Source organism: Mycobacterium neumannii (assembly GCF_002245615.1).
GTDB lineage: Bacteria > Actinomycetota > Actinomycetes > Mycobacteriales > Mycobacteriaceae > Mycobacterium > Mycobacterium neumannii_A.
Genome location: NZ_NKCO01000023.1, coordinates 70,842 through 87,534, shown reverse-complemented (window position 1 = coordinate 87,534; position 16,693 = coordinate 70,842). Strand labels below are relative to the sequence as shown.

Below are 16,693 nucleotides of genomic sequence, written 5' to 3'. Positions count from 1 at the left end.
GATGCCTCCGTCGCGCATGCCGCCACCCGCCCCGCCCCGACGCACACCGCCTCCGCCGCCACCTCGGGCGGGCGCCCGCGGACCGGCACCACGACCCCAACCGCCACCGCCGCCTGCAGCCGCGACGAAGCCGAAACGCACTCGGCCCAAACGGCATTGGGGCCGATTGCTGTTGGTGGTGCTGTTGCTGGCCGTGACGGCGGTCGTGGCCGGTGGCATCTGGATGGACTCGTCACTGCAGCGCATCCCCGCGCTGGCCGATTACGCCGGCCGGCCCGCCGCTGGCGCGGGCACCACGTGGCTGCTCGTCGGATCGGACAGCCGTCAGAACCTGACCCCTGAACAACAGGCGCAGCTGACCACCGGCGGGGACATGGGCAACGGCCGCACCGACACGATCCTGCTGGTGCACATCCCCGGCATCGCCTCGAGCACCGACACGACGATGGTGTCGATACCTCGTGACTCCTACGTGTCGATCCCGGGCTACGGCAGCGACAAGATCAATGCCGCGTACTCGGTGGGCGGCCCGCAGTTGCTCGCCCAGACGGTCGAGGAGGCGACGGGCCTGCGGATCGACCGCTACGCCGAGATCGGCTTCGACGGATTCGCGACCATGGTCGACGCGGTCGGCGGTGTGACGATGTGTCCGTCCGAGCCCATCAGCGATCCCCTTGCCGGCATCGACCTGCCGGCCGGGTGCCAGAAGCTCGACGGCCGCAGCGCGCTGGGGTTCGTCCGCACCAGGGCCACCCCGCGCGCGGACCTAGACCGCATGGTTCACCAGCAGGAGTTCATGTCCGCGCTGCTGCACCGCGCCACCAGCCCGTCGGTGCTGCTCAACCCGCTGCGCTGGTATCCGCTGGCCAAAGCCGCCGGCCGCACCTTCACCGTCAACGAGGACGATCACGTGTGGAACCTGGCCCGGCTCGCCTGGGCGATGCACGGAGACGTCCTCACCACCACCGTCCCCATCGGGGAGTACTCCAGCGGCGACGCCGGCTCGGTCGTGGTCTGGGACGACGCCCTGGCAAGCCAACTGTTCACGGCGCTGCGGACCGACTCCCCGGTACCGCAGGACGTTCTCGACGCGCAGCCCTGACGCGCCCTTCAGCAAACATTTATCCGAACGTGTAACCGCCATCACAAAGGGTCGACTCATTAAGGTGAACCTGACCTCTGTTAGGTCAACCTTCGCTGACAACAGCCTCTGAGCTGGGATATCGTGGCGTTCATGACCACTGCTGAAGCTTGCGACACCAAATTCCATGCCCTGCTGCAAGAGCAGATGCGCAACGAGTTCGGTGCCGCGCAGCAATACCTCGCCATCGCCGTTTACTTCGACGGAGCCGACCTTCCGCAGCTGGCCAAGCACTTCTACCGGCAGTCGGTCGAAGAGCGCAATCACGCCATGATGCTGGTCCAGTACCTCCTCGACCGCGACGTCGAATTCGAGATTCCCGGGGTCGACGCGGTGCGCAACACCTTCGATGCTCCGCGCGACGCCCTCGTGCTGGCCCTCGATCTGGAGCGCACTGTCACCGAGCAGATCGGCCGGCTGGCCGGCGTGGCCCGCGACGAGGGCGACTACCTCGGCGAGCAGTTCATGCAGTGGTTCCTTGGTGAGCAGGTCGAGGAGGTCGCGCAGATGACGACGTTGGTGCGCATCGCCGACCGGGCCGGCGACGACCTCTTCCGCCTGGAGGACTTCGTAGCGCGCGAGCTGGGTTCGACGTCGAAGGACGTCGGCGCACCGAAGGTCGCGGGCGGCAGCCTCTAGATATCGCGCGGATCTGAGCGCGGCTAATCGCGACCGGCGGCGCCGGCCAGACCGTTCTGCAGCCAGTCCTTGGTGCGGCCGGGGTGGTTGGTCGCAACCCATGCCACACCGAGGTCGCGGCAGTACTGCACGTCCTCGAAATGATCGACGGTCCAGCAGTACAGCGCGCGGCCTTGCGCGGCCGCTCGGTCGACCAACTCCGGATGCTCCCTCAGTGTGGCGATCGACGGCCCAACCGCGGTGGCGCCGACGGTCGTGGCGGCGCTGCCACCGAGGTAGCGCGACGTCTCGCCGAGCAACACCGTCGGCAACATCGGGGCCGCGCGCCGGATTCGCCACACCGCGGCCGCCGAGAACGACATCACCACGGCGCGCGACAGGTCCGCCGATGCCGGAGAGGCGATCCCGAACCGGTGCAGCAGCGCCAGCACCTTGCTCTCCACCAGCCCACCGAACCGGACAGGGTGCTTGGTCTCGATGAATACCTTGACCGGCCGGTTCCAATCGAGCACAAGTGAGATCAGCGCTTCGAGTGTCAGCAAGCCCGTATCACCTTGTGCCTCAACGGCATTGCGGCTTGGATGCCAACCGCCGTAGTCGAGCTCGCGCAGCTGGGCGAGCGTCATGTCGCTGACGAGCCCCGTTCCGTTCGAAGTGCGGTCGACCCTGCGGTCGTGCACACACACCAGGTGGCCGTCGCGGGTGAGCCGCACATCGCATTCGACGCCGTCGGCGCCCTGCTGCAGTGCAAGCTCGTATGCCGCGAGCGTGTGCTCGGGACGATCGGCCGACGCGCCGCGGTGCGCCACGACGAAGGGATGGCCCCCGGGCGTCGGTCCGGAAGTCGCGTTCTCGGCGGCTTCGGAGTCGCCTGTCATAGGGCCTATGCTGCCGGGTCCTGCCCGTGCGACTCAACCGGAGCCTCGGGGCCGGGTCGATCCTCCGCCGGCGTGCTGTCGTCGGGGACGATCACCCAGCGCTTGCTCGGGCGCTCGACCGGCTGCCGTTCGAAACCGGAAACGACCTTCATGGCGAGCAGCAGGGTGGTCAGCGCCAGCAGATAGGCGATCATCGTGGTCATCGTGTTGTCGGCGATTCCCTGCGCATCGCGGGTGAAGCTGGTCGCGATCGACCAGATCGACACCGCGTAGCTGGCTACCCACGCAAGCCACCACACCGCGATCGGCCTGCGCAGATAGCTGAGCCGCTCCTCGACGCCCGCCAGTTCGAGGACGAACACCGGCGCCCAGAACAGATTGACGAACGGGAGCAGGCAGCCGGCCTGGAGTCGCCAGGAGGGTCGAGGGTCCGTCGTTCCCCGGTGGGTATAGGCGGCGGCCCGCCTGGCGATGAGCCAGTTCGTCAGCACGATGAGGCTGGCCACCACCATGAACGCGGCGACGACGCTGAGTACGACACCGAACCAGGTCGCGATCGCGGCGATCCACGGGGGCAGCAACACCGACCGGTTGATGATGAGCAGCACGTAGCGCGCGAGGTGGATCAGTGCCGCAGCGCCCAGCACCGCCATCGTCAGCAGCAGCGTGCCCGTCACCATGCCCGGCGACGGGCCGCGGCGCGGCGCCTGCTGCTGTTGGTCGACCGGCGCGGGCTGCTCGACAAGTCCCCATCGCGGGATGGTCGCGTAGCGGGGCGTCGGGCCGAGCGCGCGCTTCGGGCGCCGCGGATGCGGCGGTGCGCCCGGCCGTACGGCGATCCAGCGGTATCCCGGTGGCAGCTGCGGCCGCGGGCCTGGCGCTGCGGCCGCGGACCGTGCGCTCCACTGGGCGCTCACGGTGTCCGGCGCAGACGCCGATGGCGGCATCAGCGATCCGTGGCACCGCGGACACCACGTCCGGCGCCGGTCGCGCACGTTCCACCGGGTTCCGCACGCCGAACACACCTGAATCATTTCGCTCCTCGCGCGCGCGGAATCACTTCACTCCTCGCCCGACCATCCGACCAGCGTAGCGACGATGCGTCAGACCACACCCGGCCCGCCGTCGTCGGTCACGATCGGTCGGCCGGCGCCAGCCCAGGCGAACATGCCACCGCTGACGTTGACCGGTGAATAGCCGTTCCTGGCCAGGTACTGCGCCACGCTCTGCGACCGCCCACCGGCTGCGCAGATCACGAACACCTGCGCGTCGACGTCGATCTCCGCCAGACGCGCCGGGACCTGTCCCATCGGGATGTGCCGCGCATCCGGGGCATGCCCGCGTGCCCACTCATCGTCTTCGCGCACGTCGAGCAGGATCACGCCGGAGTCGAACATCGTCGGCACGTCCGCGACGTCGACCTGCGCGATTTCAGCCTCGTTCATGCCTCAATGCTGACATGCCGCCGGCCGGCTCGCGGCGACAGCAATGACCACCTATCCACAATTTCCACAGGTTCATCCACAGGCCGCGACATCGCAGAACCCACCTTGAGCCGCTGAATCTGTGTTTTTTCTGAGGATCGCTGTGGATAAGCGGTCGCGTTTGGGCGCTGCCATCAACAGGCGGTCGGGCGGCGAGCGAAATCCCTAGTCCCGCTAACCGCGACTTGAGCCGGCCGCACCCGCAATCCGTGCTGCGCGCGAGCCGATTTTTCCGGTTCGACGCAAGGGGCTATGATCGGCGTCACAACCAGCGGTTGTGATAGATCTCACCCGGGGGAATGTAAAACATGCAGGTCAGGAGGGGTTCATGACATCTTCGATGGGATCGGGTTCGGCTATGCCCCCCACGAAGTGGCAGGCCTCGACGCCCGCCGCCTACAACCGCAGTCAGCTGATGGCGTTACTGCGCGCCGGCGTGATCGCGCTGGTGCTCCTGGTCGTGCTGGCCCTGATCGTCCTGTTCTGACGACGAGCCGCCGACTTCGTCGCGAAGTACGACTTCCTCGCGAAATACGACAAAGCCGCCGGGTCAATGACTCGGCGGCTTCTTGTTGTCGATAAGGCTCTCAGGCGGGCGGATAGACACCCATCTGCTTGCCCTTGTCGGTCTGCCAGAAGATGTCGGCGATCTCGTCGATCGTCTTGAGCAGCTTCTCGGCGACGGCGACATCGAGCGACTTCTTGACGTCGCCCGCGCCGTGCACGCCGTCCCAGAACAGCTGATGCAGGTTGGGGAACTGCTCGAAGTGATCCTTGGCGAAGAAGTCGGCCCACAGCACCATCAGGTGATGTTTGACCTCCTCGGCTTGCCGCTCCTTGATGATGATGCAGCGCGCGCGGAAGTGCTCATCGTCTGAGTCGTGGTACTTCTGGATCGTCTTGAGGCACGAGAGCGCCTCGATTTTGGCCTGCGCGGGGTCATAGACGCCGCAGTAGAGATCGCAGTGGGCATGGGCGGGGGTCGCGTGGTTCAACAATCGATGCAGCATGTTCCTAACTTACCCTTTGGAGGTGCGCCGCAACCAGACACCGCGACGCTGGCCTCTGCGGTTGTTCCGAGTGGTCGACGACTCGATGCGCCCGACGGTCGGCCCAGGGGATGGCCTATTGGCCCTGCGGGGCGGGAGCATTCAGCGCGGGCAGCTTCGGGTGTTCCAGGATCCGCGGCGCTCGACACGGTGGCTCGTCAAGCGGGTCGGCGATGTCTACGCCGACGGTCGCGACGTGATCTTTGAAGCGCGCTCGGACAATCCGGGCGCCCCCGGCGCCGTCGACTCCCACGAATTCGGTTGGGTCCCGGCGGCCGGTTCGTATCGCGTGCTGTGGACTGCCCGAGCCAAATCCGGTGATTAGCAGTCGTGTCGACTTGCGTGCCAGCCGAGTTCTGCCGCATGCTGAGCAAATCGACCCACTGGCGTGTCGGGCCATCAGTCGGCTAGAGGCCGGCGTCCCAACACCGATGGCGCGGAGGCGATATGGAGAGGGAGTCGGGCAAGGCGATCGAGATCGCCCCCTTTCATTCACGCGGTTCACTCAAGGGATTCGTCATCTCGGGTCGCTGGCCGGATTCGACCAAAGAGTGGGCTCAGTTGCTGATGGTCGCCGTGCGCGTGGCATCGCTTCCCGGGTTGTTGTCCACGACAACGATTTTCGGTGCCCGTGAAGAGCTGCCCGACGAGCCTGAGCCCAATACGGTCGGCCTCGTCCTTGCCGAGGGCCCGGTGGTCGGCGAATCAGCGGTACCGCCAGGTTATTTCGCCGAGCACCAGCCGCCGGCCCTGTTGATGCTGCACCCCCCGTCGGAAACCACACCGTCGCTGCCGGAGTGCAGCGGGGCGGCGTCCGGATGCGTGTTGCTGCCCGGCCTGCCCCATCTCGGTCTCGAGCACCGCGCAGCATGGGTGGAAGCCGAATCCGACGGAACAGTGACCTCCATGGTGAGCCGCGTCGGCCTGGACCCGATCAGCCACCCGGACACTGCGATTCTCGCGATGCTGCTTGCGGCATAAGGGCTTTCGAAGCATTTGATTCGGGTGCCTGAACGGTGGATTCGGGTGCCCGAAACCCTACGTGGCACTGGCACATCCGCGCTACCGAAGCTATGGTCGGTTCAGTAAGCGAAGGGGAGTAGCCCCCAATCGTCGTGTCGACATACTGGCGCAAGCCCGGCCGGCGAACCACACATCCGAAGGTGTGGTGGGCGAGACCTTCGACCGAAGCCGGCGGGGCATGAACATTGCGATGTCGGCGACGCGTCGAAAGGGTCGTCTGAATGCTCGCCGCCATCGTGGTCAGTCTGGCCGTGGTGTTCGTCGCCGAACTCGGCGACAAGTCGCAGCTGATCACCATGACCTACTCGCTGCGGCACCGATGGTGGGTCGTGCTCTCCGGGGTCGGGATCGCCGCGATGCTGGTTCACGGCCTGTCCGTCGCGGTCGGACACTTTCTCGGGGTGACGCTGCCCGAACGCCCGATCGCATTCGTCGCCGCCATCGCATTCCTGTTGTTCGCGGTGTGGACGTGGCGCGAAAACGGGCACGACGACGAGATTCGGATCGCCGAGCCGCGATTCGTCGTCCCCGCGATCGTGTCGTCGTTCGTGCTGGCCGAACTCGGCGACAAGACGATGCTGGCCACCGTCGCCCTGGCCAGCGAACACAATTGGGCGGGGGTGTGGATCGGTGCGACCGCGGGCATGGTTCTGGCCGACGGCGCCGCGATCGCTGCGGGCAGGCTGATGCACCGCAGGCTTCCGGAACGGTTCCTGCACGGCCTGGCCAGCGTCCTGTTCCTTCTTTTCGGCCTGTGGCTGCTGTTCGACAGTGCGCTGGGTTTGCGGTGGGTGGCCGTGGCGGTCACCGCTTCCGTCACCGTCTCGGTGCTGATGGTTCGGCTCATCCGCCGCCGCAGGGCACCCGTGCCTGACGAGACATCCCAGCCCTCCACCCAGGGGTCCTGACCTCGACCTGCGCCTTCGACGGTCCGACACTGGGCGCTCCGCGACCATCCGTGCGGTATGTGGCAAACCCGGCGTTGCGCCAGAATGCATGCAACTGATGTTGCCGGCGGCGGTCGTCGGGTCCCCTGTGGACGCGCTGTCCGATTTCTGAGCAAAACTAGCTCGACAAAGCCGCCGTTGTTTGCTTCGTCGCACCGTATGGTAGAGGCGTCGGCGCACGCGGAATGCGTCGCAGCCGGCACAGTAGCGGGCGTCAAGCGCGGGGGCGGATCAACTTTTCCCGGGTTTGCACTTGGTTGTGGCCACAACACTCGCTACGATGATCAGCAAATACGCCGCTCGTACACCGCTCGTCCAATGCATGTGGAGGTCATATCGATGAGCACGACGTTCGCCGCTCGCCTGAACCGGCTGTTTGACACGGTCTACCCGCCGGGACGCGGCCCGCACACCTCGGCCGAGGTGATCGCGGCACTGAAGGCCGAGGGCGTCACCATGTCCGCTCCGTACCTCTCGCAGCTGCGCTCGGGCAACCGCACCAACCCCTCTGCCACCACCATGGCCGCTCTTGCCAACTTCTTCCGGATCAAGCCGGCCTACTTCACCGACGACGAGTACTACGAGAAGCTCGACAAGGAGCTGACCTGGCTCGCAAGCATGCGCGACGAGGGCGTCCGCCGTATTGCCGCACGCACCGTCGGCTTGTCGCCGGAGGCCCAGCAGGACATCGCCCTAAAGGTCGATGAGCTGCGCCGCCGCGAGCATCTCGACGATTAGCCCGGTGCGGCCCTCCGCCCCATAGCTGGCGAAGTGGGGTCGCGCTACCAGCTACGCCGCTTGACCCGTCGCGCCGTCGCGACGGATCAGTGCTCTGTACTGCTCGGCGATCTCCAGGATCCATTCACGGTCTGAATACTCGCTAGGCTGGTTCAGCCACCCCAGTCCGGGAAAATCGACGCGCCTGTCCTCCGAAGCGCTCTCGGTCCCGGAGTAGATCCACTCGGCGATCGCCCGGGCCTGTTCCTGCGGCGGAACCGGCGGGGATTCGAGGACTGTCTCGTCCGGCTCGGCGTCATCACCGGACACCGCGCCGCGCGGGTCGACCCGGAGTTTGCGCCGGTGTTCGGCGGCCGTGGCTTCCAGGTAGAGCGCGTCGGAGATCAACGACATCCGTTCTGCGACCCGGAAGACGAGCGGTCCGCGCGGCCGGACACCGATACCGATGTCGGGGTGTCTGCGGCCCAGCTCGGTCAGGATCGGCTGGATCGCCCGCAGTTCGCGCCTGGCGCCGAACCAGTCCTCGATGCTGGGCAGCAGCGATCCCGCGGCGACAACCAGCATCGCGCAGCCCAGCAGCGTCGCTGCGGCGCCGACGCCGACCGGTCCGTCACTGTCGAGGGCGCGTAGGAAGAAGAAGGCCGACGCCACCACGATCAGCACGATGCCGATCGTGAACACGAACAGCGCGCGCCCCCGGCGGCTGCGGTTCGAATAACGCAGCCCCGCCCACGAGACCAGCGACAATGCCAGCAGCACGTAGAGCAGCGGCAGCAGCCACGGCAGCGTGTTCCCACCACCGCTGAGGTTGCGCTGCAGGTATTCCTGGGGCGACAGTTCGGGCTGACGGCCCGCGGAGAAGAAGGCCACCGCGGTCACCACGGCGATCACCGCCGCGACGCCGTACTGCGCGACCGCGATCTTGCGGATGGTCGCCGGTTTGCGCACCGACGACACGGTCGTGATCATCACGCAGCTGCCCGCGGCGCACGCGACGAGCGCCACCTGGGACAGGCCCAGCGAGATGTTGGGCCAGCGCAGCAACCGGTCGATGAGCAGTGTCAGGGGCTGCCAGTTCAACGCGGCGATCAACGCCAGGCTTGCCAGCGCGACGATCATCGCGGTGCTCACCAGGCTCTGCTTATTGACCAGCGCCCATCCGATGCGTAGTCCGGTGGCCAGTCCGAGCAGACCGGCGATCACCCAGACGATCAACCAAACGCCTCTCCGAGCCGCACCTGGACGATCGACGAACGGTCCGACGGAAGCCTGCCCAACCGGTACAGCAGCAGGGCCGCGAAATCCTCCGCCTCCTGCTCGGCCTCCTCACCGGCCGGACCCATACAACCGGTCCGCTGGTTGAGCATGTAGCTGATCAGATCGGAGCTGGCGAACTCGGTGCTCTCTTCGGCGGCCTGCGCGACGGGAATACCGTCGTGGCCCAGCACCAGGTGTCCCAGTTCGTGGGCCAGGGTGCGGTCCCACGCGGGCAGACCCTTCTGGATCAGGAACACGTCGTGGTCGTTGTACTGGCGCCACTGCCCGCAGACACCGGGCGGCAGCTCGGCCATCTTGAGCTCGATGGGTCGTTTGCGGTCTTCGCTGACGGCCTCGACGAGCCGGGTCAGCGACACCTCTCCCTGTCGCGGCGCCAGTTCGAGCACAGCCCCGACCGCGCGGGTGACACGGCGGTTAGCTGGCATGGATCCCCCTTCCGACTAGTTCACTATGCGCTGTCCGCCGTCTTGATGGGCGGCTTCTTCAGTCAGTTCGCGAACTTTGCGGTCTGTATAAGCATGCCCTCAATACGCCATGCAGCCAAGACGGACTCGGCGCCCTCTCGTCGGCGCCGAGCCGCCCGCAGGCCGAACGCTGTGAACGATAGGGTTGTGCTGCACCAACAACGCGCACAGCCATGACGTCAGCAATCGAGAAAACCGCCGGGAGGCAGCCGGGATGAGCCCGTTCAAGCGACGCAAAACCCGCGCCACCCGCAGGGCCGAGGCCCGCGCGATCAAGGCGAAGGCGAAATTGGAGGCCAAGCTGGCCGCCAAGAACGAAGCCCGTCGCATCAAGTCTGCCCACCGGGCCGAGGCCCGCGCGCTCAAGGCGCAGCTCAAGGCCCAGCGCGACAGTGACCGTGCAGCCCTGAAGGTGGCCGAGACGCAGCTGAAGGCCGCCCGCGAAGGCAAGCTGTTCGCCCCCGGCCGGATCCGTCGCGTGCTCACCGTCATCCGCCTCCTCGCGCCGATCGTCGTGCCCGTCGGCTACCGCGCGGCCATCGCCGCGCGCGGCTATGCCGATCAACGCCGGGCGGACCGGCTCGGTGTTCCACTCAGCCAGGTCGGCCAGTTCAACGGCCACGGCGCCCAGCTGTCGGCGCGCATCTCCGGTGCCGAACAGTCGTTGCGGCTCGTCTCCGAGAAGAAGCCGAAGGACGCCGAGACCAAGCAGTTCGTCGGGGCGATCACCGAGCGTCTCGGGGACCTGTCCGCAGCGATCGCCGCCGCCGAGCACATGCCGCCGTCGCGGCGCCGGTCTGCGCACGCCGCCATCGAACGGCAACTCGACGGAATCGACGCCGACCTGATGGCTCGGCTCGGCGTGAGCTGAGCTGAAAGTGTCGCCGTCCGGTTCCGCAGCCCGCCTTCGTGGCGCGGCTGCGGGGCTGCTGACGGCGACGCTCGCCGTGGCCGCACACGGTTACGGCGGTGCAGAGCCGCCGGGCGGTGCCGCGGTCGTGGCGCTGGTCATCGTCGCCGCGACCGTCGGCACGTTGACCGCCACCCTTTCCGCCTGTTCGAAAACGGCTGTCCTGCTTGCGATTCTGGCGTGGGGCCAGATCGCCGGCCACATCGTGCTGGGCGTCTCCGGGCATATCCATGCGCCGCAGACCGCGACTATGGTCGGCGCCCATGCGGTGGCGGTCGGCGTGGGGGCGGTGCTGATCGCGGTCGGCGACCGGTTGTGCCGCGTCGTGACGCGCGCGGTGCGCGTCGCGGTGCGCATGGTGTGTCCGCCGGTCGCACCGCAGGGTCGTCCCATCGTCCGGCAGGCCGTACAACCGCTTCGTTCTGCGCTGCTTCTTGCCGCTTCGATTTCTCATCGCGGACCGCCGGTCAGCCCCGCGCGCTGATCGACATACCAACGGCTTGAGAAAGACACATTCGATGAGAACCGTCACCAGGGTGCCCCGTCGTCCCCTCACCACCGTCGCCGCCGGTGCGGCCCTGCTCCTCTGGCTGACGATCGGAATGCTGGCCTCCGCGGGCACCGCGTCCGCGCATGCGACCCGCATCGCGTCGGACCCTGCGGAGAACAGCCGGCTGACGGAGGCACCTGAAACGGTGTCCGCCACGTTCAGCGAGGCACTGCAGCCGCAGTTCGCGGCCATAACAGTCGTCGGCCCCGACGGCAACCTGTGGTCGGCCGGCGAACCGCAGGTCCAGGGCGCCGTCCTCAGCGTCGGTGTGCGCCCACTCGGACCGTCCGGGCGTTACACCGTGAACTACCGGGCCACGTCGGCGGACGGACACGTGGTCAACGGGTCCTGGTCGTTCGAGCTGAGCGTGCCGGGAACCGGGACACCGGGCCCGTCGGCGGCCGCACCGGCCCAGGCCCCGGCCGATGACGGCATCCCTGTGTGGCCGTTCTTCGCGGGAGCGGCCGTCATCATCGCCGCGGGCGCGGTGTGGGCGGTGCGGCGCCGCGCGTGACCCGTCGACGCACTGTGGTCGTCGGGGTGGTGCTCGCGACCGCCGCGACAGGCCTGACCTGGGGGCTGGCCTACCCGCAGGGGTCGCTGGGTGCGACCGCGGTGCGGGTGGTCGCCGACTGCGCGGGTGTCGTCACGCTGGGCTTGGCGGTGGTGCCGGTACTCGACGGTGAGCGGCACCGCGGCGAGTTGTTGGCCCGCTCGACGCGACCGCTGGCAGTCGCCTCGGTGCTGTGGCTGCTCGCCGAATTGACCCGGTTGATCGTCGCGGCCGCACAGACCGCCTCGCTACCGGTGTTCCGCCTCGGCGTGCAGACCACCGCCGACTTCGCCACCACCACCGCGGCGGGGCGGGCGGGCATGCTCGCGGTCGCCGCCGCGACCGCCATAGCCGTGGCGGCGCTCGTCGCACCGCGGACGGCGTCGTGGAATGTCGCGGTGATCGGCGCCGCGGCGGTCGGAGTCGTCGCGCGCCAGCTGACCGGGCACTTCGCGAACAGCCCGTTGGGTGGTGTGGCGGTCACCGTGCACACCCTTGCGGCCGCGTTGTGGGTCGGGGCGCTGGCGGCGCTGGTGCTGACCGTCGACCACCGCGGACAGTGGGCTCGGATGCTGCCGCGCTTCTCCGCACTGTCGCTGATCTGTGTGGTGGTGCTGCTGGTCGGCGGGGTCGCCGGCGCCGCTCTCCGGTTGGGCGCACCGGCCGAGTTGTACGCGACGGGTTACGGGCGGCTGGTGTCGGCCAAGATCGCGGTGACGGTCGCGCTCGTCGTCCTCGGCTGGCGAAACCGCACGATGTGGCTGCCCGCCGCACGGTCCCATCGCGCCACGGCGGTGGTTTCCCGAACCCGGGCGCATGTCGAAACCGCGGTGATGCTCGTCGCGCTGGTCCTGGCCGCTGGTCTGGCCGTCACGGGTTAGTGCCATAGCCGACCTGGCATGATGGACCGATCGACTTCCGGCCGCACGCTCGGCCGGCCTGGCGACCAGACACTGCAAAGGAGCAGCCCGATGGCAGACCAGCAGGGCCGACCCGACGAACAGCCGCACAGCACACCACCGGCGGATCAGTCGACCCCGCAGCCCGCCGCCGCGGAGTCGGCGAGCGTCTCCCCCGACCCGCTGATCCCTCCCCCGCCGGCGAAGAAGACGCCCGCCAAGAAAACTCCCGCCAAGAAGGCCGCCAAGAAGACTCCCGCGAAGAAGGCGGTGAAGAAGGCCGCACCGGCGAAGAAGGCGCCCGCCAAGAAAGCACCCGCCAAGAAGGGTCCGGTGCAACAGGCGCCGGCGAAGAAAGCGCCCGCGACTGAACCTGCCGCTACCGGCAATGATGTTGATTCTGCGGCGAAAGTGACTGCTGCGCAGGCAAAGTCGACGGTCGCCGCCGCCAGCAATCCGGTTGCCGGGCCGCCGCCGACGCCGTTGATCGGGCCCGAACCGTCGCGGCTGCCGGTTGCGGCGGCGATCGCTGCGGGTGTGCTGGCGATCATCGTCGTACTGCTGATCCGCCGGGGAAACGACGAGGACTGACGAAAACGCTTGACCCTCACGCTGCGTCAGGGTCGATAGTGGCGCTATGGACACCATGACCGTCGGCGCGGTGGCCACCCTGACGGGTGTCTCGGTACGCACCTTGCACCATTACGACCACATCGGTCTGGTGGTGCCGAGTGTGCGCACCGAAGCCGGCTACCGCGGCTACACCGACGCCGACATCGAACGGCTGCACGTGGTGCTGGTGTACCGGTCGGTCGACATGCCCCTCGAGGAGATCCGCGCCCTGCTGGATGGGGACGGGGATGTGCTCGACCGCCTCGAGCGCCAGCACCGGCTGTTGCTGGACCGGGCGGACCGGCTACAGCACACGATCAAGGCAGTGGAGGAACTGATGAGCTCACACCGCAGTGGCATACAACTGACCGCCGACGAGCAGGTCGAGATCTTCGGCAGCGCGGTGTTCGATGAGTACGCCGCCGAATCCGAGGAGCGGTGGGGTCGCACCGACGCGTGGAAGCAGTCGCAGCAGCGCACGGCGCGGATGACCAAGCAGGACTGGATCGCGTTCAAGGCCGACAACGATGCGCTGTTGACGTCGCTGGCCGAGGCTCACCGCGACGACGTCGTACCCGGCACAGAGCGTGCGAACGAGCTGGCCGCCTGGCATCGCGAAAACATCGAGCGCTTTTACGACTGCGATCACGACATGCACGTGCGCCTGGCCGAGATGTATCTGGCCGACGAGCGGTTCACGCGCTACTACGACGACGTCGAGCCGGGGCTGGCGCAATTCGCGCACGACATCATCGTGGCTAACATCGACCGGTGAGCATCGAACCCCGCCCCACCGCCGACCTGGTCGACGACATCGGCCCCGACGTGCGCAGCTGTGATCTGCAACTACGCCAGTTCGGTGGGCGTTCGGAGTTCGCCGGGCCGATCGTCACGGCGAAGTGCTTCCAGGACAACGCGTTGCTGAAGTCGGTGCTGTCCGAGCCGGGTGACGGCGCAGTGCTCGTGATCGACGGCGACGGGTCGCTGCACTCCGCGTTGGTCGGCGACGTCATCGCCGGGCTCGGTGTCGAAAACGGCTGGGCCGGACTGATCATCAACGGCGCGGTCCGTGACTCCGCGATGTTGCGCACCCTCGACATCGGCATCAAAGCGTTGGGGACCAATCCGCGCAAGAGCACGAAAACCGGTGCCGGAGAACGCGATGTCGCGGTCGAGTTCGGCGGTGTCGTGTTCCAGCCGGGCCATGTCGCTTACAGCGACGACGACGGCATCGTCGTGGTCGCTCAAGACTGATCGCGAACTGTACACCAGGGTCGTCAATGTTGTGGAATCACAGCCCTGGTGTACATCTCGCGAGCGAAGTTAGGCCGAAGCCTTCACCGACGCACGGTGTTTGGTGAACTCCAGGGCCTCGTCGTCGACCTTGCCGCGACGAATCAGCTGCAGGTCGAGCAGGTAGTTCTGCTTGAGCCGCCACGGCGCGACATGTCCGGCCTTCGGCAGGTAGTCGAGCGCGCGCAGGACGTAACCGGGAGTGAAATCCATCAGCGGGCGTTCGTCGACGCTGTTGCCGGGATGCATCGGTTCGAAGCGGTCGAATCCCTCGGCGTCCATGTAGTTGAGCACCCGGCAGAAGAACTCGGAGACCAGGTCGGCCTTGAGCGTCCATGATGCGTTCGTGTAACCGATGGTGAATGCCATGTTCGGCATGTGGGTCAGCATCATGCCCTTGTAGGCCATGGTCTCGTTCAGCTCGATCGGCTCGCCGTTGCGCATGATCGCCGCGCCGCCGAACAGCTGAAGGTTCAAACCCGTTGCGGTGATGATGATGTCGGCCTCGAGCTCCTCGCCGGAGGCGAGCTTGATGCCCGTCTTGGTGAACCGCTCGATGGTGTCGGTGACGACATCGGCCTTGCCGTGACGGATCGTCCGGAACAGATCGCCGTTGGGCGCCAGGCACAGCCGCTCGTCCCACGGGTTGTAGTGGGGCCCGAAGTGCTTCTGCACGTCGTAGCCCTCGGGCAGCCGGCGCTGCGCCATGGTCATCAGCTGCTTGCGCATGAAGTTCGGGAAGCGCCTGCTGATCTGGTACTGCGCGGACTGGAACAGGATGCTCTTCCAGCGGTTGAGCACATACGCGGGCTTTTCCGGCAACGTCTTTTTCGTCCGAACCGCGAACGGATCCACGTCGGGCAGCGAACCGACATAGGTCGGTGAGCGCTGCAGCATCGTGACGTGCCCGGCACCGGAGTTGGCCAACGCCGGAATCAGAGTGACCGCGGTCGCGCCGCTGCCGATCACGACGACCTTCTTGCCCTCATAGTCGAGGTCTTCGGGCCAGTGCTGCGGATGGATGACGGTGCCCTCGAAGTCGTCACGGCCGACGAACTCCGGGGTGTAACCCTCGTCGTAGTTGTAGTAGCCGCTTGCGGCGAACAGGAACGACGCGGTGATCTCGGCTTCCTCTCCGTCGCGCTCGACGCGCACGGTCCAGCGGTTCTTCTCATCCGACCAGTCCGCGGACAGCACGCGATGCTGATAGCGGATGTGCTTGTCGATGCCGTACTCGGCCACCGTCTCCTTGAGGTAGGCCATGATCGACGGCCCGTCGGCGATCGCCTTCTCCGAGGTCCACGGCTTGAACCGGAAGCCGAGCGTGAACATGTCCGAGTCGGAGCGGATGCCCGGATACTTGAAAAGGTCCCAGGTACCGCCGAGATTCTCCCGGCGCTCCAGGATGGCGTAGGTCTTGCCCGGGCAGCGGTCCTGCAGATGCCAGGCGGCGCTGATGCCGGAGATACCGGCGCCCACGATGACGACGTCGAGGTGTTCGCTCATGGTACCGGAGCGTATCAACGGTATGTCGAGTTAGTCAACGGGGTGTCGAGATACTCAACACCGTGTAAAGTCAATCGACGTGACCACCGTCAGCCAGTCCCGCGGACCGCGGGGACGTCGCTCCGGCCGCCCCTCCGGCGACGACCGCGAACACGCGATTCTCTCGACACTCGAGACGCTGCTCGAGGACCGCTCGCTGGCTGACATCTCGGTGGACGACCTGGCCAAAGGCGCAGGCATCTCCCGCCCCACGTTCTACTTCTACTTCCCCTCGAAGGACGCGGTGCTTCGTGCGCTCGTCGAGCAGGTCATCGCCGAGGCCGACGGCAACGCCGACGACGCGATGGGCGGCATGGATCCCGCGGTGGATCCGGCCGGAGTCTGGAAGGCCATCAATGCGTTGTTCAGGACGTTCGGTTCGCACCGCGCCGTGACCCTTGCGGGCGCCGCCGCCCGGCCCACCAATCCCGACGTACGCGCCCTGTGGTCACGCTTCATGCAGAAGTGGATCGACCACACCACCGCGTCGATCGAGAGCGAACGCGCGCGGGGTGAGGCACCCGAGACGATCCCGGCGCAGGACCTCGCGACGTCGCTGAACCTGATGAACGAGCGCACGATGCTCGCGGCCTTCGCGTCCGAGCAGCCCGCGGTCAGCCCGGACCAGCTCGTCGACACCCTCGCCCACATCTGGGTCACCAGCATCTACGGCACCACTCGCCACTAGTC

Annotated in this window: 22 protein-coding genes; 15 read left to right on the top strand and 7 right to left on the bottom strand. The window is 67.1% G+C overall.

Annotated elements, in window-relative coordinates; genetic code table 11:
- Position 1: 1 nt before the first annotated feature.
- Both CEX88_RS21495 and CEX88_RS21490 read left to right on the top strand, forming a co-directional pair.
- A complete protein-coding gene (locus tag CEX88_RS21495) occupies positions 2-1,102 on the top strand; it encodes an LCP family protein (RefSeq protein ID WP_202931602.1) in 1,101 nt (366 codons plus the stop codon).
- Between the two features lie 132 nt (positions 1,103-1,234).
- Positions 1,235-1,780 carry a ferritin gene (locus tag CEX88_RS21490; RefSeq protein ID WP_066842031.1) on the top strand — a complete coding sequence of 182 codons (546 nt, stop codon included), beginning with the start codon at positions 1,235-1,237 and terminating at the stop codon, positions 1,778-1,780.
- Positions 1,781-1,803: 23 nt separating this feature from the next.
- On the opposite strand, the gene CEX88_RS21485 is transcribed toward CEX88_RS21490, so the two are convergent.
- The 3 genes from CEX88_RS21485 to CEX88_RS21475 all read right to left on the bottom strand — a co-directional run bounded on the left by CEX88_RS21485 (position 1,804) and on the right by CEX88_RS21475 (position 4,103).
- A complete protein-coding gene (locus tag CEX88_RS21485) occupies positions 1,804-2,658 on the bottom strand; it encodes a glycerophosphodiester phosphodiesterase (RefSeq protein WP_094295038.1) in 855 nt (284 codons plus the stop codon).
- A 5-nt stretch (positions 2,659-2,663) separates the two neighbouring features.
- Positions 2,664-3,692: a DUF4328 domain-containing protein gene (locus CEX88_RS21480; RefSeq protein ID WP_094295037.1), complete on the bottom strand. Its 1,029-nt coding sequence runs from the start codon at positions 3,690-3,692 to the stop codon at positions 2,664-2,666.
- A gap of 69 nt (positions 3,693-3,761) precedes the next feature.
- Complete coding sequence (locus tag CEX88_RS21475; protein WP_094295036.1) at positions 3,762-4,103, bottom strand: rhodanese-like domain-containing protein; 342 nt, start codon at positions 4,101-4,103, stop codon at positions 3,762-3,764.
- A 367-nt stretch (positions 4,104-4,470) separates the two neighbouring features.
- On the opposite strand from CEX88_RS21475, the gene CEX88_RS26140 reads away from it, so the two are divergent.
- Positions 4,471-4,629 (top strand): hypothetical protein, encoded by a 159-nt coding sequence (locus tag CEX88_RS26140; protein WP_156656313.1) that lies wholly within the window; start codon positions 4,471-4,473, stop codon positions 4,627-4,629.
- A 100-nt stretch (positions 4,630-4,729) separates the two neighbouring features.
- Here the strand turns inward: CEX88_RS26140 and sodN are convergent, their stop codons facing one another.
- A complete protein-coding gene (gene sodN, locus CEX88_RS21470; RefSeq protein WP_064395071.1) occupies positions 4,730-5,152 on the bottom strand; it encodes a superoxide dismutase, Ni in 423 nt (140 codons plus the stop codon).
- Positions 5,153-5,237: 85 nt separating this feature from the next.
- Between sodN and CEX88_RS21465 the strand changes: the two genes are divergently transcribed.
- The 4 genes from CEX88_RS21465 (at position 5,238) to CEX88_RS21450 (ending at position 7,899) form a co-directional block, all read left to right on the top strand.
- Positions 5,238-5,516, top strand: a complete 279-nt coding sequence (locus CEX88_RS21465) for a S26 family signal peptidase (RefSeq protein ID WP_231987620.1) — start codon at positions 5,238-5,240, stop codon at positions 5,514-5,516.
- Positions 5,517-5,638: 122 nt separating this feature from the next.
- Positions 5,639-6,172 carry a peptidase gene (locus tag CEX88_RS21460; RefSeq protein ID WP_066841865.1) on the top strand — a complete coding sequence of 178 codons (534 nt, stop codon included), beginning with the start codon at positions 5,639-5,641 and terminating at the stop codon, positions 6,170-6,172.
- A 263-nt stretch (positions 6,173-6,435) separates the two neighbouring features.
- A complete protein-coding gene (locus CEX88_RS21455; RefSeq protein ID WP_094295035.1) occupies positions 6,436-7,122 on the top strand; it encodes a TMEM165/GDT1 family protein in 687 nt (228 codons plus the stop codon).
- 378 nt (positions 7,123-7,500) lie between these two features.
- Positions 7,501-7,899: a helix-turn-helix domain-containing protein gene (locus tag CEX88_RS21450; protein WP_064418199.1), complete on the top strand. Its 399-nt coding sequence runs from the start codon at positions 7,501-7,503 to the stop codon at positions 7,897-7,899.
- Positions 7,900-7,950: 51 nt separating this feature from the next.
- Here the strand turns inward: CEX88_RS21450 and CEX88_RS21445 are convergent, their stop codons facing one another.
- Positions 7,951-9,114, bottom strand: coding sequence for a hypothetical protein (locus CEX88_RS21445; RefSeq protein ID WP_094295034.1), 1,164 nt, complete (start codon positions 9,112-9,114; stop codon positions 7,951-7,953).
- Positions 9,111-9,602, bottom strand: coding sequence for an ImmA/IrrE family metallo-endopeptidase (locus tag CEX88_RS21440; protein WP_064418186.1), 492 nt, complete (start codon positions 9,600-9,602; stop codon positions 9,111-9,113). The genes CEX88_RS21445 and CEX88_RS21440 overlap by 4 nt, the downstream gene beginning before the upstream one ends.
- 253 nt (positions 9,603-9,855) lie before the next feature.
- Between CEX88_RS21440 and CEX88_RS21435 the strand changes: the two genes are divergently transcribed.
- The 7 genes from CEX88_RS21435 to rraA all read left to right on the top strand — a co-directional run bounded on the left by CEX88_RS21435 (position 9,856) and on the right by rraA (position 14,419).
- The gene (locus tag CEX88_RS21435) at positions 9,856-10,512 is read left to right on the top strand and encodes a DUF6474 family protein (RefSeq protein WP_094295033.1); all 657 of its coding nucleotides are present in this window, start codon (positions 9,856-9,858) and stop codon (positions 10,510-10,512) included.
- Positions 10,513-10,519: 7 nt separating this feature from the next.
- Complete coding sequence (locus tag CEX88_RS21430) at positions 10,520-11,035, top strand: hypothetical protein (RefSeq protein WP_094295032.1); 516 nt, start codon at positions 10,520-10,522, stop codon at positions 11,033-11,035.
- 34 nt (positions 11,036-11,069) lie between these two features.
- On the top strand, positions 11,070-11,615 hold the full coding sequence (locus CEX88_RS21425; protein ID WP_094295031.1) for a copper resistance CopC family protein: 546 nt from the start codon (positions 11,070-11,072) through the stop codon (positions 11,613-11,615).
- Positions 11,612-12,535, top strand: coding sequence for a CopD family protein (locus tag CEX88_RS21420; protein ID WP_238382146.1), 924 nt, complete (start codon positions 11,612-11,614; stop codon positions 12,533-12,535). The genes CEX88_RS21425 and CEX88_RS21420 overlap by 4 nt, the downstream gene beginning before the upstream one ends.
- Before the next feature lie 90 nt (positions 12,536-12,625).
- The gene (locus CEX88_RS25940; RefSeq protein WP_126315804.1) at positions 12,626-13,144 is read left to right on the top strand and encodes a hypothetical protein; all 519 of its coding nucleotides are present in this window, start codon (positions 12,626-12,628) and stop codon (positions 13,142-13,144) included.
- Positions 13,145-13,190: 46 nt separating this feature from the next.
- Entirely contained in the window at positions 13,191-13,940 is a 750-nt protein-coding gene (locus tag CEX88_RS21405; RefSeq protein ID WP_094295027.1) for a MerR family transcriptional regulator, read from the top strand.
- Complete coding sequence (rraA, locus tag CEX88_RS21400; RefSeq protein WP_094295026.1) at positions 13,937-14,419, top strand: ribonuclease E activity regulator RraA; 483 nt, start codon at positions 13,937-13,939, stop codon at positions 14,417-14,419. Before CEX88_RS21405 ends, rraA begins: the two co-directional genes overlap by 4 nt.
- Positions 14,420-14,488: 69 nt before the next feature.
- On the opposite strand, the gene CEX88_RS21395 is transcribed toward rraA, so the two are convergent.
- Positions 14,489-15,964, bottom strand: coding sequence for a flavin-containing monooxygenase (locus CEX88_RS21395; protein WP_094295025.1), 1,476 nt, complete (start codon positions 15,962-15,964; stop codon positions 14,489-14,491).
- A 79-nt stretch (positions 15,965-16,043) separates the two neighbouring features.
- Here CEX88_RS21395 and CEX88_RS21390 point away from each other — a divergent pair, with 79 nt between their 5' ends.
- A complete protein-coding gene (locus CEX88_RS21390) occupies positions 16,044-16,691 on the top strand; it encodes a TetR/AcrR family transcriptional regulator (RefSeq protein WP_094295024.1) in 648 nt (215 codons plus the stop codon).
- Positions 16,692-16,693 lie beyond the last annotated feature (2 nt).